General features: G+C 47.7%; 15 protein-coding genes. 13 read left to right on the top strand and 2 right to left on the bottom strand.

Going from position 1 to position 23,748, the window contains the following annotated elements; translation table 11 throughout:
- Nucleotides 1-212 precede the first annotated feature (212 nt).
- Genes IDH41_RS28655 through IDH41_RS28645 form a run of 3 tightly spaced genes read left to right on the top strand, consistent with a single transcriptional unit; the run spans nt 213 to nt 4,308 of the window.
- A complete protein-coding gene (locus tag IDH41_RS28655; RefSeq protein WP_190867356.1) occupies nt 213-3,365 on the top strand; it encodes a DUF3427 domain-containing protein in 3,153 nt (1,050 codons plus the stop codon).
- Between the two features lie 12 nt (nt 3,366-3,377).
- Nucleotides 3,378-3,773, top strand: coding sequence for an 8-oxo-dGTP diphosphatase MutT (gene mutT / locus IDH41_RS28650; RefSeq protein WP_190867354.1), 396 nt, complete (start codon nt 3,378-3,380; stop codon nt 3,771-3,773).
- 25 nt (nt 3,774-3,798) lie between these two features.
- Nucleotides 3,799-4,308: a DUF6933 domain-containing protein gene (locus IDH41_RS28645; RefSeq protein WP_223830148.1), complete on the top strand. Its 510-nt coding sequence runs from the start codon at nt 3,799-3,801 to the stop codon at nt 4,306-4,308.
- A gap of 80 nt (nt 4,309-4,388) precedes the next feature.
- On the opposite strand, the gene IDH41_RS28640 is transcribed toward IDH41_RS28645, so the two are convergent.
- Nucleotides 4,389-5,000 carry a hypothetical protein gene (locus IDH41_RS28640; protein WP_190867352.1) on the bottom strand — a complete coding sequence of 204 codons (612 nt, stop codon included), beginning with the start codon at nt 4,998-5,000 and terminating at the stop codon, nt 4,389-4,391.
- 185 nt (nt 5,001-5,185) lie between these two features.
- Between IDH41_RS28640 and IDH41_RS28635 the strand changes: the two genes are divergently transcribed.
- The 5 genes from IDH41_RS28635 (at nt 5,186) to IDH41_RS28615 (ending at nt 15,016) form a co-directional block, all read left to right on the top strand.
- A complete protein-coding gene (locus IDH41_RS28635) occupies nt 5,186-6,436 on the top strand; it encodes a vWA domain-containing protein (protein WP_190867351.1) in 1,251 nt (416 codons plus the stop codon).
- A gap of 80 nt (nt 6,437-6,516) precedes the next feature.
- Complete coding sequence (locus IDH41_RS28630; RefSeq protein WP_190867350.1) at nt 6,517-7,479, top strand: helix-turn-helix transcriptional regulator; 963 nt, start codon at nt 6,517-6,519, stop codon at nt 7,477-7,479.
- Nucleotides 7,480-7,512: 33 nt separating this feature from the next.
- Nucleotides 7,513-10,404: a PD-(D/E)XK nuclease family protein gene (locus IDH41_RS28625; RefSeq protein WP_190867349.1), complete on the top strand. Its 2,892-nt coding sequence runs from the start codon at nt 7,513-7,515 to the stop codon at nt 10,402-10,404.
- Complete coding sequence (locus tag IDH41_RS28620; RefSeq protein WP_190867347.1) at nt 10,397-13,651, top strand: UvrD-helicase domain-containing protein; 3,255 nt, start codon at nt 10,397-10,399, stop codon at nt 13,649-13,651. Before IDH41_RS28625 ends, IDH41_RS28620 begins: the two co-directional genes overlap by 8 nt.
- A 27-nt stretch (nt 13,652-13,678) precedes the next feature.
- Entirely contained in the window at nt 13,679-15,016 is a 1,338-nt protein-coding gene (locus IDH41_RS28615) for a hypothetical protein (protein ID WP_190867344.1), read from the top strand.
- Between the two features lie 86 nt (nt 15,017-15,102).
- Here IDH41_RS28615 and IDH41_RS28610 read toward each other — a convergent pair whose 3' ends face one another.
- Nucleotides 15,103-15,762, bottom strand: coding sequence for a 3'-5' exonuclease (locus tag IDH41_RS28610; protein WP_190867342.1), 660 nt, complete (start codon nt 15,760-15,762; stop codon nt 15,103-15,105).
- A gap of 187 nt (nt 15,763-15,949) precedes the next feature.
- Between IDH41_RS28610 and IDH41_RS28605 the strand changes: the two genes are divergently transcribed.
- The 5 genes from IDH41_RS28605 (at nt 15,950) to IDH41_RS28585 (ending at nt 23,748) form a co-directional block, all read left to right on the top strand.
- Nucleotides 15,950-16,516: a hypothetical protein gene (locus tag IDH41_RS28605; protein ID WP_190867340.1), complete on the top strand. Its 567-nt coding sequence runs from the start codon at nt 15,950-15,952 to the stop codon at nt 16,514-16,516.
- Between the two features lie 456 nt (nt 16,517-16,972).
- A complete protein-coding gene (locus IDH41_RS28600) occupies nt 16,973-17,194 on the top strand; it encodes a hypothetical protein (protein ID WP_190867338.1) in 222 nt (73 codons plus the stop codon).
- A gap of 67 nt (nt 17,195-17,261) precedes the next feature.
- Nucleotides 17,262-20,330 carry an anti-phage-associated DUF499 domain-containing protein gene (locus tag IDH41_RS28595; RefSeq protein ID WP_190867336.1) on the top strand — a complete coding sequence of 1,023 codons (3,069 nt, stop codon included), beginning with the start codon at nt 17,262-17,264 and terminating at the stop codon, nt 20,328-20,330.
- Complete coding sequence (locus tag IDH41_RS28590; RefSeq protein WP_190867334.1) at nt 20,327-20,914, top strand: anti-phage-associated DUF3780 domain-containing protein; 588 nt, start codon at nt 20,327-20,329, stop codon at nt 20,912-20,914. Before IDH41_RS28595 ends, IDH41_RS28590 begins: the two co-directional genes overlap by 4 nt.
- The gene (locus tag IDH41_RS28585; RefSeq protein ID WP_190867332.1) at nt 20,914-23,748 is read left to right on the top strand and encodes an anti-phage-associated DUF1156 domain-containing protein; all 2,835 of its coding nucleotides are present in this window, start codon (nt 20,914-20,916) and stop codon (nt 23,746-23,748) included. Before IDH41_RS28590 ends, IDH41_RS28585 begins: the two co-directional genes overlap by 1 nt.

Raw genomic sequence — 23,748 nt, 5'->3', positions numbered from 1 at the left:
TCTTCTGTTCCTCTCTCCGACAAAGGTTCTAAGCTTCTGAGTTTAAGTAACACGATTTGACGGCAATATTTTTGCAAGACTCAAGTTAATTGAGTTGGTGGATAACGATATCCAGAACCTTGACGACCTTCTACCAAAGAAGCTATTAAAATTCGGGATTCAAGCCTATTAAAAGCAGCTAATGGATTACCCGATAGAAGCAGAGGTATTCGATGAAACAAGGTCTCTACGAACAAATCATCAATAACGTGACGATGAGGCAGCTCGCGGCGCTGGACCCGGCTTTGTACGAGATCGGGAAGGAAGCGCTGGATGCGGAGGAAGCGCGGAAGCTGCTTTCGAACTATTTGGCGATGGTTACCCGCAGGGCGCTCAAGGCGGTAAGGGAGCAAAATAGCAACGACGAGGATGCAATCCTCGCGCAGGTTCGGACCTGCAATGAAATTATCGCGACTCTGAAGGATAGCCTCGGGCAGGAGGAATACAAGGAGCTGCAGCTGGACGAGCAAGGCGAGGTGCTCACCTACGTCTATTCGAAGCTGAACCATATTCGAGGCGTTCGGGCGGAAAAGGTGCTTCGTCCTACCACTCCGCTGTCGCAAAGCTCGTTGTTCACCGGAGCGCACTCGGAACCGAATATGATGAGCGAGTTGAAGCATGAGATCGTAACGTCCGATCAGATCGATCTGCTCGTTTCGTTCATTAAGTGGAGCGGGCTTCGCGTTCTGATGGAGCAGCTTGAACAGTTCACTGCGAGCGGCGGCCGTCTGCGCGTCATCACGACAACGTATATGGAAGCGACCGATTACAAGGCGATCATGGAGCTCAGCAAGCTGTCGAACACGGAGGTGAAGATCTCCTACGATACGGAGCGTACTCGGCTGCATGCCAAAGCTTATATGTTCAAAAGAGATACCGGCTTCACGACGGCCTATGTCGGCTCGTCGAACCTGTCCAATCCCGCGCTTACGAGCGGCTTGGAGTGGAACCTGAAGGTAACCGAGAAGGATTCCTACGATGTGCTGAAGAAGATCGAAGCCACCTTCGAGAGCTACTGGAATGATCGCGAATTCAAGGCATTCAACGCCTCCGACGAGGCGCATGAACAGCTGCTCAAGCAAGCGCTCGGGAAGAAAAAGGAACAGGGACGGAACGATCTTACGTTTCATTTTGACATTACGCCCTATGACTATCAGAAGGAGATTCTCGAGAAGCTGGAAGCGCAGCGGACGTTATACGGCCGAATGAAAAATCTGCTCGTTGCGGCGACGGGCGTCGGCAAAACCGTCATCTCCGCCTTCGACTACAGACGGTTTGCCCAGCGTAATTCTAGGACTCGGTTGCTCTTCGTTGCACATCGGGAAGAAATTCTGAAGCAAAGCTTGGATACGTTCCGCTACATCATGAAGGATCTGAACTTCGGCGAGCTGCATGTAGGGAGCAATCAGGCGGAGTCGATCGAGCATCTGTTTATTAGCATTCAGAGCTTTAACTCGCTTAAGCTGGCGGAGCTGACGACGCCTGACTTCTATGATTACATCGTCGTGGACGAGTTCCATCATGCAGCGGCTCCGTCCTACCAGAAGCTGCTTGCGCATTACGAGCCGCGGATCTTGCTTGGCCTGACGGCTACGCCGGAGCGGATGGATGGCAAGGACATTTTGCGCTACTTCGACGATACGATCGCCGCGGAGATTCGGCTGACGGATGCGATCGATCGCAAGCTGCTGGCGCCTTTTCAATATTTTGGCGTGACGGATAGCGTGGATTTGTCTCAGGTGAAATGGTCCAGACGAGGCTACGATCTTCAAGAGCTGGAGAACCTGTATACGCATAACAAAATCCGCGCGACCCAGATCATGAACAGCTTGCGCAAGTACGTGACCGATCTGGACGATGTCAAAGGTCTCGGCTTCTGCGTCAGCGTCGACCACGCGCAATATATGGCGAAGGTGTTCGAGGATGCGGGTATTCCCGCGATCGCCTTGCATGGCGGTTCGAGCGACGAGGATCGTCAGCTCGTGAAGGGCAGGCTGGTGAGCGGGGAGCTCAAAATGATATTTGTCGTCGATCTCTACAACGAAGGTGTGGATATTCCGGAGGTCAACACGATTCTGTTCCTTCGGCCTACGGACAGCTTAACCGTCTTCCTGCAGCAGCTCGGTCGCGGACTGCGCTTGGCTGACGGGAAAGAATGCCTGACGGTATTGGATTTTATCGGACAGGCTCATAAGGATTACAACTTCCAAGATAAGTTCCGTGCCCTGCTGGGTAGAACCAAGCATTCCGTTCAGCATTACGTAGAGCATGGCTTCTCCAGCCTGCCGCGCGGCAGCTTCATTCAGCTGGAGAAGCAGTCGAAGGAGTATATTCTCAGCAACCTGAAGCAGGCGACGACCAATCGGAAGCGATTGGTGAACAAGATGAAATATTTTGAGGAAGATACGGGTCTGAAGCTGACGCTGGAAAGCTTCGTTCAGTATCACGGCATGTCCTTGTCCGAGTTCTATGGCGGGCGTACCGGGAATCGGACATTTCGCAGGCTGATGGTGGAAGCGGGGCTTCTGGAAGATTATGCTTTTGAGCGGGAAAATGAGCTCATGAAGCGGCTTCCGGCCTTGTTAAGCCTGAACTCGCGAAGGCTGCTGAAATTTATGATCGCCTTCTTGGAAGGGGAAGCACAGGCGGAGACGGAAGAAGAACGATTGATGCTCAATCTGTTCTACTATACCTTCTATCGTTCAGCGCCTATAAGTCAGGGCTTCGAGGGGATTGAGGATGGCATTCGAGCGGTTGTGGCTTGCCAGGCTTTCAAGGATGAAATATTGGACATCCTGAGGTATAACAGCACGCATATCGACTTCGTGGACAAGAGGAACGAGCTGCCGTATGCTTGCCCGCTGGATCTGCACTGCAAATATTCGACCGATCAGGTGCTGGCGGCGTTCGGTTACTGGAACGAAGAGAAGGCGCCGAGCTTCCGGGAGGGCGTCAAATATTTCGAGGACAAGAAGACGGATATTTTCTTCATTACGCTGAACAAGTCGGATAAGGACTTCTCTCCGTCGACGTTGTATGAGGATTACGCGATGAACGAGCGCCTCTTCCACTGGCAGACGCAGAGCCGGATTTCGGAGCAAACAAGCACGGCTCAGCGGTATATTAATCATAGGAAGACAGGCAACCGGATCGCGTTGTTCGTAAGGGAGTATAAAGACGAGAACAACTATACGTCTCCGTTTGTTTTTCTGGGCGAGGCCGAATATGTCCGGCATGAAGGAAGCAAGCCGATGAGCATCGTATGGCACCTGAAGGAGGACATGCCTCCAGCGCTCGTGCCGGCGGCGAATAAAGTGATTGTATAGGATGTGAGAGCGATGATTGAAGTGGCAGCGGCCATTATTGAGGACGGGGCAGGGCGCATCCTGATCGCGCGTCGTGCACCCGGGAAATCTCAGGCAGGCCTCTGGGAGTTCCCGGGCGGGAAGCTCGAGCCGGGAGAATCGCCGGAGGACTGCCTCCGGCGAGAACTGCTGGAGGAGATGGGCATCGAGATCGATCCTTATGCGTATTTTGGCGTGAATGAGCATGATTATGGGACGGTGAAGATACGTTTGATCGCGTATAGGGCGAAGTACGTGAGCGGGGAGATTGTTTTGATGGATCATGATGAGTATCGGTGGGTGAGCAGGGAGGAGCTCGGGGAGTATACGTTTGCGGAGGCCGATGTTGGGTTTGTGGGGGAGTTGGTTGTTGAGCAGAACGAAATCTAAATGACTGGGGAGAGATTAACATTCGATGATTGCGATTCAGTGCACAAAAAAGCTGGCAACCGAGCTTGATATCCATTTATTAAGTGAGAAGCCGGAGTATGTTAACCCGCTTTACAGTTGGCATGCTCATTTATTTTCATTTAAGCGCCGAAAGTGTCTATTGGTTATGAATAACGAAACAAGGTACAATTTTGTAATATTCGGATTGGTAAAGGCGGATTGTAAACGGTTTGGAGAATTGATAAAAAAGCAAATCTCAGATAATTTACTTGCAGATGGATTGAAAGAAGCATGGATTGATAAATATTTACAATATAGTGAAAATGTCAGTTATACCCCGACAAGCGATAGAAGCATACTTAGCCAAATCAATGAGATGATCGTAGTCGCAAAGTATGAAATGGAAGGTAATATTGTTGAGACTGGCGATCCTGAAATTAATCAAGTCAATCGTATGCTGAATAGGTATGTCTTTCTCAAGCTGCCCAAATTATATTCTGGCGAAACCATGTACGATGCTTTGCAAAATATATAAGCGTCAAATAGCCTATACCTTGATGACAGGGTGTGGGCTATTTGACGCTTACTCCGATAAGTTGAGCTTCAATAAAATAGTCAATCCTTGTGCATCACAAAGTCCGGATTTAGCAAATACTCCAATGGATAAATATCATTTCTTGCAGAAATCAACGCCTTAAAAAATGCGATTGGGTGTCTGTTTTCGATGTTTGTATAGTGATATCCAAGCAGCTCCGGCTCTACAAGCTGAACAACAATAAAAGCATCTTCCTGATCGGTTAGTTTGTAAATGATATTCTCAGGCTTAAATACATTGTCTTCATGATCGAGAGTGACCACATGGAATTCTCTGTCTTTCCACTCTGTTTGTATGACCTTATATGCCTGGTTATAGATAAGATCAACAAATCGATCAGGATAGAGATTTAATTCGATTCCGATAATATAGCCATTTCCATCCATATCATTGCCATACTCGGTATCATAAATATCCCCATAATCAGCATCGAAAGTATTCGCGGCAACCCTCATTTGATCAAGAAATAGAGCAATGGAGATATCGGTTATGTATGGAATGCTGATTTGATTAGGATTCAAATAGTTGTTGAGTTTGTTTTCGGTTTCAATAGCATTCCTAATAACTGCTGGAGGTTGTAAATAGATGTAGCCCATATTGCTTGATTGATCGCAGTAGCAAGTAATTCTCATTATTCTCCGCTCCTTCAAATGTGATGATCATTAGACGCGGCATTTACAAAAAGGTTCCTGGTCGTTAACTAAAAGGACCGGAACGTAATAGCTTTTTTCTATCGAACAAACATTCCCTGACAGAACAGCGTCCGATTCAAATGTTACATTCTTATCAATTAAACAGATGAGAAGGGATGCTGCAGATGAGTGAGAGGATTTGTACGACGACAAGGTTGAATAAACGCTACTGGTCGACGAAAGGGACAGAGAAGGCGTTTTTACTGGTTGAATTGAACGGGAATGGAACGGCACGAATGGCAAGCAGGTCACCTATGAACATTTCGCTTGTTCTTGATCGAAGCGGATCGATGGAGGGAGCGCCGTTGGCGTTTAGCAAGAAGGCTTGTCGATTTGTAACAGAGCAATTGAAGGATCATGATCTACTCAGCCTGGTCGTCTTCGATAACGAGGTGCAGACGATAATCCCGCCGCAGAAGGTGGTAAATAAGGACGGATTGAAAACGAAAATTGAAGCTATCTCGACCGGTGGAAGCACGAATCTTAGCGGCGGGCTGCTTCAGGGTATTCAGCATGTGAAGCAAGGAAAAGAACTGGGCAGCGTGAACCGTGTCATTCTTTTATCGGACGGTCATGCCAATGAAGGAATTACGGACGCTGCCAGGCTGCATTCCATTGCAAAAGAATTCGTCAGGCTCGGAATTGGGATTACCGCAATGGGAGCAGGGGACGGGTTTGACGAGGAGCTTATGGAAGGCATTGCTGAGCACGGGGGAGGGAACTTCTATTTCATTGCCAAGCCCGAAGAGATTCCGGGTATTTTCTCCAAAGAGCTTGAAGGCTTGTTATCGGTCATCGTGCAAAATTTGCATCTGACAATGAAGCCGTCAGAGAACGTATCTATAGAACGCATATACGGTTATCAAGCCGATCCCGCCGAACAGGGGATGCAGCTTATACTTGGTGATGTGTTTGAAGGAGAAACCAAATCTATTCTTATTGAGCTATCATTCGGTTCGCATTTGGAAGGTAAGCATAAAATACTTGATCTTCAATGGGAATATGCTGATGTCTCGGAAGGCGTTCAGTTGTGCGCGATTCAACATTCGATAGAAGTAGACTTCACAAGCGACATTTATCTTCTTATGCATCAAGAGGTAGATCCGTACGTGGAGAAACAGATCAAAATCACCGAGACCGCACTGGCCATTGAAGACGCGATTGTTGCTTTTGACCGTGGTGATGAGCAAATGGGTTTGAAGCTGCTGCAGCATCAAGCTGATACGATGCTTTGTGCTGCGATTCAATCGGAAGATGCGGAGCTTAGAGAAGAAGCGCAGCAACTCTACCATCAATTGGAGAATTTCTCGTTCACTAGTCATACCAGGAAATCACTTCATGAGCAGAAGTATCGCCAGATGAAAAGAAAAAGATAGAAGGAGTCTCCTAGGCCTGGGTCGAAATTACTATATATTGCTTGAACCGACGATAGACCCGATAAGAGGAGAGAGACATTGTGACGGAACGCTTGATTCGTTTGATGCGCTTAATTAATTTGATACAATCCAAACCGGGTATTCTCGCAAGAGAGCTTGCGGATCGCTGCGATACGACAGAACGCACGATTTATCGAGATTTAGAGGCGCTTTCTGCCATGAATATACCGATATCGAACTTAGGACACGGGAAAGGGTATGCCTTTATCAGCAATTTCTCGATGTATCCGCTGGATTGGACAGAAGAAGAGGCGGTTTCGTTTTCGATGCTGCCATCCGTTCTGGAGCCGATCAAAACGTTGATTCCTGAAGGGTTTGAATCTGCCTATGAGAAAGTCATGGGAACACACCGTAAAGAAAAAGCAAGACGAGTCGATATTGTACAGCATGTAGCGGATATTATTCAATTGGGAACACCTGCTTACAGGAAAGATAGCAGCTCCTATTTATTTGACATTATCCAGGCCGCTCTGTCACAGAAAACGATCCGTGCGGTCTACTATTCGCAATATCGTGATGGGGAGTCTGCTCGGGAAATTGATCCTTATTTCCTGATCCCGCGGGACTATCGGTTTTACGTCATTGGTTATTGTCATAAGGCAAACGATATTCGAACGTTTCGCATCAGCCGTTTTCGCTCGGTGGAGGTGCTAGAACAAACGTTTGATAAAGGCGAATTTAATCTGAAGCAATATATGAAAAATACGTGGTCGATCGAACGAGGCAGGGAACTGATCCGCTTTAAGGTGCGATTTCACTCTGATGCAGCTCGATATGTGAAGGAAGAAGAAATGTTCTTGAAGCCGACAATGACGATGCAAAGAGACGGAAGCCTTCTTTTCGAAGTGACGGTAAATCATGATCGTGAATTTCTTAATTGGCTCAGCCAATACGGTCCGGATGCGGAGATTTTGGAGCCTAAATCTTACCGAGAGGTCATGCGTGAGAAGTTAGTTCGTTGGAAGACGCTTTACGATGTTTAAGTTGTACAGTTGAACTCGGAAGGGGAGCGAATGATGCCCAGTACCAGAATACAGCAGTTGTATGCCATCATACAACAACATGGAATGGAAAGAAAGCTGGTTATAGCCGGTAATCACGCCGAGGGGCATCAGTGGCTAGAGCAAGTGAGCAGGCATTTCGGTTCTGTGCTGAATACTGACGTGCGAACACTGGAAGGTTGGGTACTGGACAGGTCCAAGCTGCTGCTCGCAAAGAAAGGGCTCCGTTACCTTCCGAATACGGAATCCAAATGGATCATTTGCAGACTGCTTCAGGAATCAGCGGCCGCTGGCAGCGATTATCTGAGTGGAATTGTACATACACCGGGGCTTACAGATGTATTTCATCAAGCGATTATGGATCTTCGCGAGAGTTGCGTCAAAGCAGCGAACCTTGAGACGGAGATGTTCGAGCATGCTGTCAAAGGTGCGTTCATCAAGGAGCTGCTGAATCGATACGAAGGCTGGCTGAAAGGCAGCGGTCTTGTGGATTGGGCAGGTTTGAATGAGATTCTTGGGCAATCTGTCGAAACAGCGGATATCATTGTCATTGATGAGCCCTTGCTTCAATCGCGATTAAACCGAATGCTTGTCCATAAGCTTACAGCTGGAAATTACGCTATACTTTCTAATCCTGCGGATTGGACCCAATCCGATTCTTCATTTCCATTCGAAACAGCGGAATACTTTCATGCAACCGGTGCGCTCGCTGAAGTTCGAGAGGTGATGCGGCGGATTGTGGAGCGGAAAATCCCGCTGGATCAAGTCGAGATCATTACTTCTGACTATGTCAGAGGCGCTGCGGCCATCTACACGGCCGCAGCGTCAGTCTCAGTCCCATGCACTTTCGCGGAAGGTTTGCCAAACGGAATTACAAATGCAGGGAAAGCAGCGAAGCTGTATATAGACTGGCTAGAATCTGATTTTCAACTGGAACCGATCATAACTGCTACGAAGCAAGGCAAGATTCGGCTGCATGATGACGGTGAGGGAGCGGCTGCGAGTGCCAAGATCATACGAGCATTAGAGAAGTCAGGGATCGGCTGGGGAAAAGAACGATATGGCTTATTGGCAAAGCAGGCGCAATCTGACGGCATACCGGCAGAGGATGCATCTGTTCTTTTTAGGTTGAATGAAGTGTTCGACAGTTTGTTGTCACCGCTTGATGAAATGGCGTTATCCTCACCTGAGAAGCTCATTCGAGAGTTATGCCGCTTTATCGAGAAGCACGGCGTGCTGCATTCAGCGGGAGACAAGGAGACAGCCGAAATGCTCCGCAGTCTGGAGCAGGCCATGCATATTGCCGGCGGCTTGAAGATGAAGCCGGAACTGGCATTGCGATACGTTCGTGAAGAGGTCGATCGCTTAATGGTAATGGCGGCAGCGCTCCCGAAGCCAGGACATATTCATGTCTCTTCACTCGGCAGCGGCGCTCAAACGGGACGTGGGTATACATTCATTATCGGCATGTCGGAGGATAGCTGGTCTCCTTCGATGCGCCAGGATCCCGTTCTCCTTGATGAGGAGCGAATCAGAATCAGCGTCGATCTTCCTGTGAGCTCGGAGACTGCCATGCAGCGAATGCGGCAACGGAACAGCAGATTGGGCATGATACGCAGTCAATGCACGCTGAGCTATTGCTCCTATGAATTGTCCGAGAAGAAGGAACAGATGCCTGCTTATGAGCTGCTTCAGCAATTCAGAAGAACAACGCGTCAGACTGACGCTGACTATGAGCGCTTAAAGCATGTGATGGGCGACGGTGTACGCTATGTGCGAAGCGCTCCCGGTGCTGCAGCTGATGCTTTGGAAGTGTGGATGCGCGCTTTGCTGGGCAGCGGGTCCAAGCTGGCTTCAGCCAGACGGCTTCTATTCCATGCCTATCCTTGGCTGCTGCGAGGGGCAAGAGCTTTGCAGGCCAAGCAGAAGGCGCCGGTATCGGAGTATGACGGCATTGTGAATACGGATCGTTATCCGATGCGTGTGCCGGGCGATGCAGGCGTAACCTCTGCATTCAGTGCAAGCATGCTGGAGCGTTACGGCAGATGTCCATTGCAATTTTTTTATCAGTACACGCTTGGCATTCGGCCGAGGGAAACCGTGGTCTATGACCGCACTGTCTGGCTGGATGCAAGCCAGCGCGGGAGCCTGCTGCATGATATTTTTGACCGGTATATTGGCAGTTTGAAGGATGCGAGTCATCAATTGCACAAGCTGCATGAGATCATTGATGAAATAATTATGCTTTATGCAGAGAGGGTACCGTCGCCAAGCGAGCACATCTTTTTGAAGGAAGCCGAAAGCATCCGCAGGGATGCGGCAGTATTCTTCGCATACGAGCGGCAGCGGATGACCTTGCCCGTCTTCACGGAGCTGCAGCTGCACAAGGATGGAGAACCGCTTGCACTCAGGCTCAGCGAAGAGTGGAATCTTCCGATCAGAGGCTTCGTCGATCGGGTGGATGAGATTGCTCCCCATCGGTACAAAATTTTTGATTACAAGACGGGCAATCCAGGCAAATTCAGGCCAAATGATTGCTTCTCCGACGGTACACAGCTGCAATTGCCTCTATATGGTCTTGCCGTCGAACAATGGATGCGTGAAACGGGCTATGATCGGGAAGCGCAGATCGTCGAATCAGCCTATGTGTTTCCTACCGAGAGGGGCATGGGCGAGGAGGTTAGCCGACCTCAGTATCGGAGGGAGGAGCTGAAGGATCTTGTTCGCGCAATGACGGACAGCATGAAGCAAGGCTTGTTCCCTCCGACTAGTGATTCGAAGAACTGCACGTGGTGTGACTATAAAGAGGCTTGCGGCTCGCAAGCGGAGCAGTTCAAAGCGAAGAGGGATGCTCCCGAGAATGCCGCAAAACTTGAACGGTTGCTGGAGGTGCAGCGTTTTGCTTAATGAACAGATCATTGCGCAGGACGAGAATGCGCGTTATCGGATAACGAACGATCTGGATACGACTTTTCTGGTAGAAGCGGGAGCCGGTTCGGGCAAAACAGCCTCTATTATCGGCAGAATGATCGCCTTGATCAAGGAACGTAAGGCAGAAACTCGGCATATTGCAGCGATTACCTTCACGAACAAGGCAGCAGCCGAACTGCTTGGGCGATTTCGGATCAAGCTGGAGCAGGAATATACTGCAGCAAAGACAGATTCTGAGCGAGAAACGCTGGAAGCAGCGCTGCATCAGGTGCCGGAATGTTTTATCGGGACGATCCATGCGTTCTGCGGGAGGCTGCTGCGGGAGCGTCCGATTGAAGCGGGGCTTGATCCGGCATTCTGCGAGATGGATGAGCAAGAGGATCATGAACTGCGGGCGCGCAGCTGGGATGCGTATGTACATGATCTTCGCGTGAGGGGCGAGGTGCAGGCCATGGAAGAACTGGCATCGCTGCATGTCCATGTGGAGGATTTGCGAGCTGTCTATAATAAGGTGAGCGAGTATGAGGATGTACACATCTATACGGAACAAACGGAACATCCGAATTTCGACCGGATTCGCAACTCGCTGTTTCCAATGCTGGAGCAAGCGGCTCCATACATTCCGACGACGGAGCCCCAGAAGGAATGGGATGCGCTGCAGAAGACGATTCGATCGGCGCGGCGGCATATGCAGACTAAGGATATGAACGATGAGATGAACGTGCTGGTGCTGGCGAAGCTGTTCGACCGGGTGCTGTCGGTTACGCTCAATCGCTGGACGGATGCCAGTATGGCGAAACAATTCAAGGAACAATTTGCCGGATGGCAGCTTGCGGTCTTAAAGCCTTTCTTACAGCAATGGCGGGAATACTTGCACCCGAAGCTGCTCGCTTTCGTCTTGCCGGCCGTACGCTATGCGAGAGAAAGACGAATAGAGGCCGGCAGGCTTAACTTTCAGGATTTGCTGATGAAAGCGGCGGAAGTGCTGCGTTCTCAACCTGAGGTTCGACAATATTTTGCAGGTCGTTATAGAAGGCTATTCGTTGATGAGTTTCAAGATACAGACCCGATTCAGGCAGAGATGATGCTGTTGTTGACGGGAGCGGTCAGCTCTGAGTCCGATTGGCGCAAGCAGTTGCCTCGTCCCGGCTCTTTGTTCATTGTGGGCGATCCGAAGCAATCGATCTACCGATTCAGAAGAGCGGACATTTCGACCTATTTGTTTGTGAAGAAGCGAATTGAAGCGGCGGGCGAGGTGCTTCAGCTAAACAGAAATTTCCGTTCCGTGCAGGCAATTGGAGATTACGTCAATTATGCATTTGAGAGCAAATTTGCTCAGTCCGGGACGGCCTCGGATTATCAAGCGCCATATGTTCGAATGATGACTCAGCAGGCGAATCCACGAGGGAAGTCGGCTTTGCACGGCGTTTACACGATGACCGTTCCGAAGCAGGAACGGGATCGACAGCTCGATATCGCCATGTACGATGCCATACGGACGGCAGAATTTATTGCGTGGGCATGCGCCGGTAATCTGACGATTCAGGAGAGGGTCCGAGACGGGGAGCTGGCTCAGCGGGCGGCGGTTCCGGGCGATTTTCTCGTATTGCTCAAGTTTCGCAGATATATCGGTTTGTACGCTCAGTTGCTGGAGCGATACGGTATCTCCTCCGATACATCCGGAAATCAGGACGTCATCGAAGAATTGACAGCCATTCATCAATTGGCACAGGCTTTGAACGATCCGGGCGATCAGGTTTCCTTGCTCGCGGTGCTTCGCAGTATGCTGTTAGGTGTCAGCGACGACGAGCTGTATCATTACCGGCAGGAGGGCGGTCATATTCAACTGTATTCGACTGTTGATTGTGTCGTATCGTCATCCAAGGGAAACACGGCCGCGCAGGCGATACGTAAGCTGCGTCAATATGCCGAGTGGGTGCGGTCGCTTCCTGCATTGTCGGCCTTTATTCGCATCATTGATGACATTGGACTCGTGCCTGCTGCCGCTTCCTCTGCAACCGGCGCTATTCGCAGCGGCACCTTGCTTAAGCTGCTGGATGTACTGCAGAGCGACACAGCTGTTGCCTTCGATTGGACGGCATTAACGGATCGGCTGTCTAAGTTGATGGATAAGGACGGTTTGGAAGCCGCAAGCTTGTTCACAGGAAGCGGAGCTGCAGTACGCATTATGAATCTGCACAAGGCCAAGGGGTTAGAGGCGCCTGTGGTGTTGATGGCTTGTCCGTGCGGCCATATCGAACATGATGCGAGCGAGCATGTGGATCGTCTGGCAGATCCGCCGCTTGGTTATTTTACAATTACGAAGCCTAAAGACAGCTACTCGTCAGAGGTGATCGCACTGCCGCCTGGATGGCTGGAAAGGGCTGAAACGGAACGGCTGTTCATGAATGCGGAGACGGAACGTCTGCTGTATGTGGCAGCTACTCGCGCCAAACAGCTGCTGATCGTGAGTCAGTACGCTGGTCGTTCGGCGATTGATCCGTGGAGCATGCTTGGAGATTCGCTGAAGCATCAGCTGGAGCTGGACTTCATCCCGCTAACGCCTGCGGCGCCCCAGGTGCTGGAGCAAGCTCCGGATGTGATCGGCGCGCTAGGCGATTGGGAGCGTGCATTAGCAGTATCCGTTCAGTCTACTTACCGAACGGATAGCGTAACAAGAATGGCGAAGTCGGAAAGTGAAGTTGTTGTAGAGCGATCTTCAGAAGGGAAAGGGATGGCTTACGGCACTCTGGTTCACCGTCTTCTGCAGGCGCTTGGAGAAGGAATGGAGCTGAGCGATCTGGCCGTGTTCTGCCGCATGGCGGCAGAAGAAGAAGGCGTCGAAGAAAAGTGGCTGGAGCAGGCGCAGGACACGGTTCTACAGGTTGCGGAGTCAGGGCTGTGGAAGCGGAGTATACAGGCAAAGCGCTGTTATCATGAGTTTTCCTTCATGACTGCTCGCGTCCTTTCGGACGAAGGATCAACTGCAGCAGTGACTTCATTGCTCCGCGGCGTCATTGATCTCGTATTCGAAGAAGAAGAAGGTTGGGTTATTGTCGATTTCAAGACCGATCATCATGCTCTTGAGCAGGAGGCGCAGCTGATAGAGCTTTATAAGCCGCAGGTGTTTGCTTACGTGGACGAGTGGGAGAGAACGGTCGGCTGCAAAGTGAAGGAAGCGGGGTTGTATTTCTTGGATTCGGATCGGTATGTGAAGCTATGATAACAAGCTGGATCAATGGAGGCTGGCATGGACATTCAAACGGTTTTGAGTTCTCTGGCTGAGACACGGCCGATTTTTCACAATGAAGCGGATTTTCAGCATGCGCTGGCATGGGAACTGCGGGAGCTTGGCCGGTATGACATTCGATTGGAACGCAGAATCGATCTGAACAACGGTCAGCGGACCTATCTGGATATTCTGGCAGAGAAAGAGGGACGGAAGATCGCCATTGAGTTGAAGTACAAGATGCGTGGATTCAAATGTACCGTGAAGGATGAGACGTTCTCGCTCTTGAACCAGGGAGCCCACGATATTGGCAGGTACGACATTTTGAAGGATTTGCAGAGGCTGGAAGGGATTGTCGGGAACGGCCTCGCCGACGAAGGATTCCTGGTTTTTCTGACAAACGATCCGTCGTATTATACGGTGCCGCACGCGGCGAGAACTACGGTCGATCAGGCGTTTCGCATACATGAAGGGAAGCTCGTTCATGGATTGTTATCTTGGGGGCAAACTGCTGGCGCGGGAACAACGAAAGGCCGTGAGGCCGCTATTGCAATCCAAGGGCATTATGAGCTGAGCTGGTTGGATTACAGTAGGATTGACGATTCGGCTCATGGAAGAATTAGAGCTTTAATCGTTCGTGTTCACGCTGAAGGGCTTGATGTGGAAAATATAGACGCAGGATCCCAGGGGACAGAAGATGACGTTGTGGAAGTCAAGGATAGTATGGTCCAACTAGTGGAATATAGCGGTTTACCTTCAGATGGTATCATGAATCACATTCAAATGATCAAAGACATTCCTTTGTCGCAATTCGATCTGCAACACAAGTTATCTCAAGTGCTGAGCGAACAGGGGTACAACGTACAGACCAACCGTTCTCTGGGTTCCTGCAAAATCGATATTTGGGCAGAGAAGGGGCTGGAGCAGCTAGCCGTAGAGGTTCGTTATAAAACTGGGCTGCTTCAGTCGTTGTATAACGGAAAATCCGTTCATTTGAAAAATCAAGCTGCTCAGGATATTTCTCGTTATGATTATTGGAAAGATGTCGAGAAGCTGGAGAATACACTTCAGAGCAGACATGACGTTAAAGGTTATGCCCTGTTAATTACAAATGATCATTCTTACTGGGAAAAGTCTGCCAGAACCGGTACCGTTGACGAGGATTTCCGTATTCACAACGACCGTGAAGTCCACGGACGACTTGCCTGGAAAGGGGCGTCAGGAGGCACCACTCATTCACGGGAAGGAGCCATTCAAATTCAAGGTCACTATCGGTTACACTGGCAGCCATTCTTGAATCTTGGGTCTGGAAAGAATCAGACATTTAAAGTTTTGGCCGTTGAAATAAAGCCTGGTTAGAGGTGTAAACCTACAAGCAACTGAAGTAGAGCTATACAATGCCAAACGGACTGTCCCTAGTGGGGCAGTCCGGAGCTATCATGCAGCTATGTAGCAACTCGGAATAATTCAGCTAATTGTCCGAATGGATTGTTCTTCTCGTGACCAGTCGTATAGACGAGTGAAGTCGTGAAGCGTTGTTCTGCAGCGGCGTTGTTTTGCTCAAGCGTGATATGCGGGAAGATGTGCTTAAAGAGCTTCGCGGTGTTGAACGCATCATCCAAAGCGTTGTGGTGACTGCCGATAAAGTGGATTTCCTTCGCAGCAAGCGCCCGTTTAAGCCCCCAGCGCTGATGATACTCGCTGCCTTGCAGTCGTGTGAAGGATAATTGAATGTCATTGTGATTTTGAATCCATTCGAGGCCAATCTCATGCATCGTACAGTGTCTTATCAGCTGCTGCTTGTCATCCGGCCCCCAGGAGCACATGTAATGCGGCTCATCGTCTATCCATTGACGAAAAGCCTCAACAGCCTCGCTGAAGGAAGGGGCTGCATCAACTTGCTCCTGCGTAATGCCGGTGAACGCGGTTGTTAAAGGTGTGATTGCTCTAAAGGCTGTCGGCCGTACATGAGTATGGAACAGATCAATCATGTTAAGCTGTCCGCTGTCGTCGCTGAGCTTAATGGCGCCGATTTCCAGGATATCAGCCATGTATTGACGATTCCTTAACACCGTAAATTCCAGGTCGTAGACGATGTATTGCATGTGATGCCCTCCTTAGGGTTATCAGTTGATGACTTAAGGATAACAGGGAGAAAAGACAGGTAGGTGTCATGGAACGTTTGTTCGAATGAATAATAGCGGACAAGAACAGGCGTTTCCTGACAATGAGATGTCTGAACGTTAATATAAAATAATTGACAAATGGGATGCAGAGCCTGGAGGCGAATTAATGAAGAAGTATGCACTATGCGACATAAACAAACGTTGTCTGGTATGCGGTTCTTCTCTTCAGCTCGTACGAAAACAAGCGACTTGGTATTATCAGATCAAACAGACACCAGTTGAACGTCCAACAAACCTGTTTTACTGCAGCGGTTGCAGATTGGATCATGTTATGAAAGGCGATCATATTGACGATTCAGGTTGGGAACGTCTCGTATTGCCGCTCGAAAATTCATTTGCATTAAAAAGCAATAGCAAACATCGTTATTCTGGTAAAAGCTCGCCTGTAAAAGCAATTGTTGCTTCCAAAACGAAGGAAAAGTCAGCAGGTCAACAACCAATAAAACATAAGGCAAAACGGCAGCAGAAGGTAAGTAATGATTCGACAGATGTGAAGAAATCTAAAGGGATCTATAGAACGAATCATGATTATCGCAAGTGCGGGAACTGTGATTTTTATATAAAAGGCCGTTGTCAGACTTTCAGCCTGCCGACTTTAAGTAATGAAGTATGCAGGAGGTTTAAGCATTATCATAAGCGTGAGGTTTTTGGCGGGGGTTTTTCGCCGCGGTAAGAATTAAAATACTAATTATAGGGATGAGGGGGAGTTAGTTTAGACGACGAATATTAAATTCGATAAATTCATGTATTTCTAATTATAATAGCATCCTTAGAGCTATGAGGTGAAGTTTGGAAGTCATAAATAATATTTGGAAATGATCTAAACGCGGGTTACAAAAAGGATCGAAGTTATCAAAAGCTGTATCCTGCTTTTCAATATATGAATACGAAGCCTTAATGAAGGAACTTAATCAGGTAGATGAAGTATGCCTAAAACAAGTCATTTTTCTTAACGCAAATTATAAGATCCAATCAAGATTTGCCTTCTGCTTACGCAGATTCAGAGACTTCTTAAGATTGAGAGCTTTTCACTGTTCAGAAATTAATAGGTTAAGCTGAGTACACTTCTTGAATCCAGCTAATCACGAGATGTGCAAGAGTCTTAAGAACTGCCATAAGAGGGGAATTCTTGGTATTGCGTTTTATCAGCGGTGAAGATGGGTCCCATAATTATCAGTATGTGACAGAAAATTGTGATGTTGAGTTAATCGCCGTACGCCACCTACTAACAGACATCCATGAATATGAGGGTAATTACATATTTGTACTGGGAGAAAAGCAACAGTATCAAAAAAAAGCGGTTGCGAGAAAAATCCCGCAACTACAAGAGCTATGCAATACCACGTCATAAAGGTAAAATGATGGTATAAATAAGAAGCGGAAGATATGATAATCCCCCCCAATAAAGGAGCTTATAAATGAAAACAGTCAAATCAGCATGTCAATTACAACCCAAGGCCCTCGAAATAAATGTTGGTGATCAGATCGAGCAATTAGATCAGATCATTCATGACACCAATGGACAGGATTACTTTAAGAAAACGTTCATAACAGACGGAATGAAAACTCTCCTATCCAAAGGTATGGCACGTCTTGCCGGAAAGTCGAACGATACTGTGTTTCATCTTAAACAAGCCATGGGTGGTGGTAAAACACACCTAATGGTTGGATTTGGACTTTTAGCAAAAGATGCGACGCTTCGGGGGGCACAAATAGGCTCTATGCCATATCAGTCCGATTTTGGTTCGGCAAAGATAGCCGCCTTTAATGGACGTAACAATCCTCATACTTATTTCTGGGGAGAAATTGCTCGTCAGCTAGGTAAAGAGGGACTCTTTAGGGAATACTGGGAATCTGGTGCAAAGGCTCCGGATGAGCAGTCGTGGATAAAACTGTTCGATGGTGAAGAGCCCATTCTTATTCTATTGGATGAGATGCCTCCCTATTTTCATTATTACAGCACACAGGTCTTAGGGCAAGGAACGATAGCCGATGTGATTACCAGAGCATTTTCCAATATGCTGACGGCTGCTCAAAAAAAGAAAAATATCTGTATTGTCGTCTCTGACCTGGATGCCGCCTACGACACTGGTGGAAAGTTAATCCAACGTGCCCTTGATGATGCTACGCAAGAGCTGGGGCGCGCAGAGGTTTCCATTACTCCGGTTAACTTGGAATCCAATGAAATATACCAAATTCTTCGTAAACGTCTTTTTCTCACGTTGCCAGATAGAAGCGAAATAGCTGAAATTGCCTCGGTTTATGCGTCAAGGTTGGCAGAAGCAGCAAGGGCAAAAACCGTTGAAAGAAGTGCTGAAGCATTAGCCAACGATATAGAGTCGACATATCCCTTCCATCCAAGCTTTAAGAGTATTGTTGCTCTGTTTAAGGAAAACGAGAAATTTAAACAAACGCGTGGTTTGATGGAACTGGTTTCACGTCTTTTGAAATCCGTTTGGGAAAGCAACGAAGACGTATATCTGATAGGGGCTCAGCATTTTGATCTTTCCATTCATGATGTCCGTGAGAAGCTTGCGGATATCTCGGAAATGCGTGATGTGATTGCAAGAGACCTCTGGGATTCCACAGACAGCGCTCATGCGCAAATCATCGACATTAACAGTGGTAATCATTATGCAAAACAAGTTGGAACTTTGTTACTGACGGCGAGTCTTTCAACAGCAGTCAATTCTGTAAAGGGTCTTACTCAAAGTGAAATGCTTGAATGCTTAATCGACCCTAACCACCAAGGTAGCGGGTTCTTAACTGCCTTTAGTGAGCTTCAAAAATCAGCGTGGTATTTACACCAGACCCAAGAAGGCCGTAATTATTTCAGTCATCAGGAAAACTTAACAAAAAAGCTGCAGGGCTATGCGGATAAAGCTCCGCAAAACAAGGTGGATGAACTGATTCGCCATCGTCTTGAAGAAATGTATAAGCCGGAAACCAAAGAAGCTTATGAAAAAGTATTGCCTTTGCCTGAAATGGACGAAGCAGCAGCTGTACTAAAGACAGGACGGGCACTCTTAATTATTAGTCCTGATGGAAAGACCCCTCCAGGTGTTGTTGCAAACTTTTTTAAGGATTTGGTTAATAAAAACAATGTGCTGGTTTTGACTGGGGATAAGTCATCTATTGCAAGTATTGATAAAGCGGCCCGCCATGTCTATGCAGTAACAAAAGCGGAGAAAGTAATTCCCGATTCGCACCCGCAGCGAAAAGAGCTTGATGAGAAGCAGGCTCAGTATGAGCAGGATTTCCAAACTACTGTTCTTTCAGTTTTCGATAAACTTCTCTTTCCAGGAAATAATCGGGGGGAGGATGTTCTTCGACCCAAAGTACTAGATAGTACGTATCCATCCAATGAATCCTACAATGGTGAACGGCAGGTTGTAAAAACACTGACCTCCGACCCCATCAAATTATATACCCAAATCAGCGAAAACTTTGATGCTCTTCGTGCTAGATCCGAGTCTTTGCTTTTTGGTTCTCAGGATGAAGCACGGAAGACTGATTTGCTCGACAGAATGAAGCAGAAAACTCAAATGCCGTGGCTTCCAAGTCGTGGATTTGACCAGTTGACCATTGAAGCTAGCCAGCGTGGTGTATGGGAAGACTTGGGAAATGGCTATATTACGAAAAAGCCGAAACCCAAAATGACAGAGGTCATTATTAGTGAAGATACTTCACCGGATGACTCCGGTATGGTGCGTTTGAAGGTCGATGTGGTGAATGCAGGCAATAGTCCTCGAATCCATTTTGCAGAGGATAGCGAAGTTTCCGAAAGTAGTCCCGTACTAAGTGACAACTCACTCGCAACCAAAGCATTGCGCGTACAGTTTCTAGCCGTCGATCTCACCGGGAAGAATCTAACTGGTGCTCCCACAACATGGAAGAATCGCTTGACATTGCGCAATCGGTTTAATGAAGCTTCTCGAACAGTAGAGCTGTTTGTTGCACCGAGAGGCTTAATTAAGTACACCCTAGATGGATCAGAGGCACGAAATGGAACGGAATATACAGGGCCTATACAATTGGGAGATGAAGAAACGACAGTTTATGTCTTTACAGAGTGTGAAGGCCTTGAGGAAAAGCGTAACTTCACCTTTTACAAATCCGGCTCTAAGGAAGTTCCCATTATGAAAGAGGCCCCTGCAATTTGGTCGAGTCCATCACCAAAACGCTTGGATAGTTCCTCGAAAACTTATGAGGGACTGAAGATGGCCAAGGAGAAAAGCATTGAATTCGAACAGGTGACGCTAATGGTGGGTTCTGCACCTAAGGTCATCCATCTTTCCCTTGGTGAAATGAAGATTAGTGCAGGGTTTATTGAAAAGGAGCTGGCTCATCTTCAAACCCTCCTTAACCCTGATGTCCCTGTAATTATGACATTTAAAAAGGCCTATACGCCAACTGGTTACGATTTAGAGCAATTTGCCAAGCAGCTAGGTATTGAGATAGGCAACGGAGAGGTAGAACAAAAATGAGTGGCACTACTGATTTTGGAGCCCCAACAGAATTTGGGATGCACCATTTCTATGTTGACATTCCCGCGGCTCCTCGAGATGCTATCTGTATTTATGAGGACTTTGGCTTCGATGGCGATGAAGCTCGCCGCGAAACGGTCGAATGCAGACTGGTTCTTGCTCGAGAACTCTGGAATAAAATTCGGGACGATTCCAGACGAGACTTTAATGCGCGCTTAAAAAGCAAAAAGCAAAGTACCGGCAGTTGGACAATCGGGAAAGTCAAGCTGGACCGCTTTCTGGGTAGAGAGCTATGCATCCTTGGCTGGGCAGCTGAGCATGCCTCACCTGATGAGTGCCTTGTTATATGCCAAAAGTGGCTGGCATTGCGTCCTGAGGAACGTTGGTGGCTCTACAGCAAAACTGCCTCGGAGGCAGGGCGTGACAATCAATCCGATCGAGGCTGGCGTAAAGCACTCTACTGCGCCTTATCTGACGGTTCAAATATTAAGCTAGATCCCAAGAAGAAACCAAAGATTAAACAGAAACCAGAACAAGAGGAGAACCTGACTCTTTTTGATTTCATAGAAAAGGGAGATATCTAATGGCACTAGCACCATATGAATGGAAAGACAAACCGGCACTAATTGAACGTCTGTTCCCGGTTCAGAAAATATCCGCTGAGAGCTATAAGGAACAAATGGCGGTACATGGTAAAACGCTTACGGCTCTAGGTAGTTACTGGAAAGGACGAAAGCCACTTATTTTGAATAAGGCATGTATTCTTGGGTCATTACTTCCAGCTACGGAGGATCCCCTCAAAGATCTGGAGATTTTTGAATTGTTAATGGGTATGGATGTGGAGACGATGCAAAAGCGCCTTGAGGCTTCTCTCCCCACTTCGAAACGTGATTCTGTGGGAGACTTTCTAGTATTACCTTACTCCCAACAAGTAAATACGGCGAAACGCCCTGAAGAACTGGATGACCGCATTTATACACATATCTGGTACCACGTGAATCAGCATCTAGGTACCTCCGCCAAATCCTTCCCGGAACTGGTGGAACAGATGGGAATTGCTCGGTTCGGACGACGACCAAAGGTGGCTGATGTATTTTCGGGCTCAGGTCAGATTCCCTTTGAAGCAGCTCGCCTTGGCTGTGATGTTTATGCCTCTGATCTCAATCCCATTGCCTGTATGCTCACCTGGGGAGCCTTCCATATCGTGGGTGCCAACAAAGAAAACCGAGCTGAAATGGATAAGAATCAGAAGATTTTGGCTGAAAAGGTGCAGCAGGAAATTGATATGCTAGGTGTCGAAACAGATGGTAAGGGCTGGCGAACTAAAGTTTTTCTTTATTGCGTGGAAGTAACCTGCCCGGAGTCGGGCTGGAAAGTGCCTTTGTTGCCGACACGTATCATTAGCAAGGGCTATAGGGTGATCGCTGAACTGAACCCAATTCCTGATGAAAAACGCTATGATATTACGGTTCGTTATGTAGAAAGTGACGCAGAGGTGGAGGCCTCAAAAGATGGTACCATACAGGATGGCGATGTTGTTCATTCACCGGATGGCATGAACCGCTACCGGGTCAGCATCAAAACGATCCGAGGAGATTACAAAGAAGGTAAAGAAAATAGGAATCGGCTGCGGTTATGGGAAAAAACAGATTTTGTTCCTCGTCCCGACGATATTTTTCAAGAGCGACTTTATTGCATCCAGTGGATGAAAAAAAAGAAGGCAACAAGATCTAGTTACGACTATGAATTCCGCTCGGTTACTGATGAAGATCTGGATCGAGATAGAAAAGTAATCGAATATGTTGGTACTCATCTCAAAGAGTGGCAAGAAAAGGGCTACATCCCCGATAAGGTAATTGAAGCTGGGGATAAAACTGACGAACCGATCAGAACTCGTGGCTGGACTCATTGGCATCATTTGTTTAATCCTAGGCAGTTAATGGTAGGTTTTCTTCTCAATAAATATGCGAACACTCATGCAAAACTAGGTTTATTTCAAGTTTTAAATAATAATTGTCGTGGAAGTAGATGGCATAACGGTGGTGGTGGTGGCGGATTAACAGCTGGCATTTTTGACAATCAAGCTTTAAATACTCTATATAATTATGGGTGTAGAGGTAGTGAATATTGCTTTTCATTCGTACTTCAAAATTATAAAGCCTATGCCATAGAACAACCAGCGTTGGTGAATTCCCACCCTGCCCAAGACATAAATACGGAAAACGACCTATATATCACAGACCCTCCATACGGTGATGCTGTCAAATATGAAGAGATCACTGAATTTTTCATTGCCTGGCTGCGAAAGAATCCTCCTAAGGAATTTGCACACTGGACCTGGGACAGCCGCCGTTCACTAGCAATTAAAGGAGAGGATGAGGCCTTTCGCCAAGGCATGGTGTCGGCCTACCGTAATATGACCCAGAAAATGCCTGATAATGGAATTCAGGTATTAATGTTTACCCATCAAAGTGGGGCTATCTGGGCAGACATGGCGAATATAATATGGGCCAGTGGTTTACAGGTGACAGCGGCCTGGTACGTGGTGACGGAAACAGATTCTGCCTTGCGTCAAGGTGCTAATGTTAAAGGTACAATTATACTTATTCTCCGTAAGCGTCATGAGGAACTGGAAACCTTCCGTGATGACCTGGGATGGGAGATTGAAGAAGCGGTAAAAGACCAGGTAGAATCGTTGATTGGACTGGATAAAAAGGTGCGGACCCAAGGTTCCGAAGGGTTATATACCGATGCTGACTTACAGATGGCGGGGTATGCCGCTGCTTTGAAAGTCTTGACAGCTTACTCCCGCATTGATGGCAAGGACATGGTGATCGAGGCTGAAGCGCCTCGCCAAAAAGGAAAGAAAACCTTTGTGGATGAACTGATCGATTTTGCTGTCCAGACTGCCGTCCAGTTCCTTGTCCCAGTGGGTTTTGAAAAAGGAGAATGGCAAAAGTTGCACGCTGTAGAGCGTTTCTACCTTAAAATGGTGGAGATGGAGCATCAGGGAGGAAATACACTGGATAACTACCAGAACTTTTCCAAAGCCTTCAAAGTCCATCACTTTGACCAGTTGATGAGCGATAGCTCCAAAGCCAATTCTGCACGTTTAAAACTGTCGACGGAGTTCAAAAGTGCGATGATGTCCGGGGACGCTGAAATTGCGCAAACACCGTTACGGGCCTTACTTTACGCTCTCTATGAAATCTCCAAAGAGGTGGAAGTAGAAGACGTTCTGTTGCACCTGATGGACAATTGTCCTAATTATTTACCCAACAAGACCTTACTCTCCAAAATGGCAGATTATTTGGCGGAAAAACGTGAAGGTATGAAAGGCACAAAAACCTTCAAACCCGATGTTGAGGCGAGCTGTGCACGAATACTTTCGGAAGCAATAAGAAACCAGAGGTTATAA

It is taken from the genome of Paenibacillus arenilitoris (assembly GCF_014705655.1).
Taxonomy (GTDB): Bacteria; Bacillota; Bacilli; order Paenibacillales; family Paenibacillaceae; genus Pristimantibacillus; species Pristimantibacillus arenilitoris.
This window is presented reverse-complemented; position numbering and strand designations above follow the sequence as displayed.

What these genes read in the sequence shown, in the direction of transcription:
- IDH41_RS28615 (WP_190867344.1), top strand. Translation starts at nt 13,679, where the DNA reads ATGGACATTCAAACGGTTTTGAGTTCTCTGGCTGAGACACGGCCGATT.
- IDH41_RS28605 (WP_190867340.1), top strand. Translation starts at nt 15,950, where the DNA reads ATGAAGAAGTATGCACTATGCGACATAAACAAACGTTGTCTGGTATGC.
- IDH41_RS28640 (WP_190867352.1), bottom strand. Translation starts at nt 5,000, where the DNA reads ATGAGAATTACTTGCTACTGCGATCAATCAAGCAATATGGGCTACATC.
- IDH41_RS28585 (WP_190867332.1), top strand. Translation starts at nt 20,914, where the DNA reads ATGGCACTAGCACCATATGAATGGAAAGACAAACCGGCACTAATTGAA.
- IDH41_RS28610 (WP_190867342.1), bottom strand. Translation starts at nt 15,762, where the DNA reads ATGCAATACATCGTCTACGACCTGGAATTTACGGTGTTAAGGAATCGT.
- IDH41_RS28595 (WP_190867336.1), top strand. Translation starts at nt 17,262, where the DNA reads ATGAAAACAGTCAAATCAGCATGTCAATTACAACCCAAGGCCCTCGAA.
- IDH41_RS28590 (WP_190867334.1), top strand. Translation starts at nt 20,327, where the DNA reads ATGAGTGGCACTACTGATTTTGGAGCCCCAACAGAATTTGGGATGCAC.
- IDH41_RS28625 (WP_190867349.1), top strand. Translation starts at nt 7,513, where the DNA reads ATGCCCAGTACCAGAATACAGCAGTTGTATGCCATCATACAACAACAT.
- IDH41_RS28645 (WP_223830148.1), top strand. Translation starts at nt 3,799, where the DNA reads ATGATTGCGATTCAGTGCACAAAAAAGCTGGCAACCGAGCTTGATATC.
- IDH41_RS28635 (WP_190867351.1), top strand. Translation starts at nt 5,186, where the DNA reads ATGAGTGAGAGGATTTGTACGACGACAAGGTTGAATAAACGCTACTGG.
- mutT (WP_190867354.1), top strand. Translation starts at nt 3,378, where the DNA reads ATGATTGAAGTGGCAGCGGCCATTATTGAGGACGGGGCAGGGCGCATC.
- IDH41_RS28655 (WP_190867356.1), top strand. Translation starts at nt 213, where the DNA reads ATGAAACAAGGTCTCTACGAACAAATCATCAATAACGTGACGATGAGG.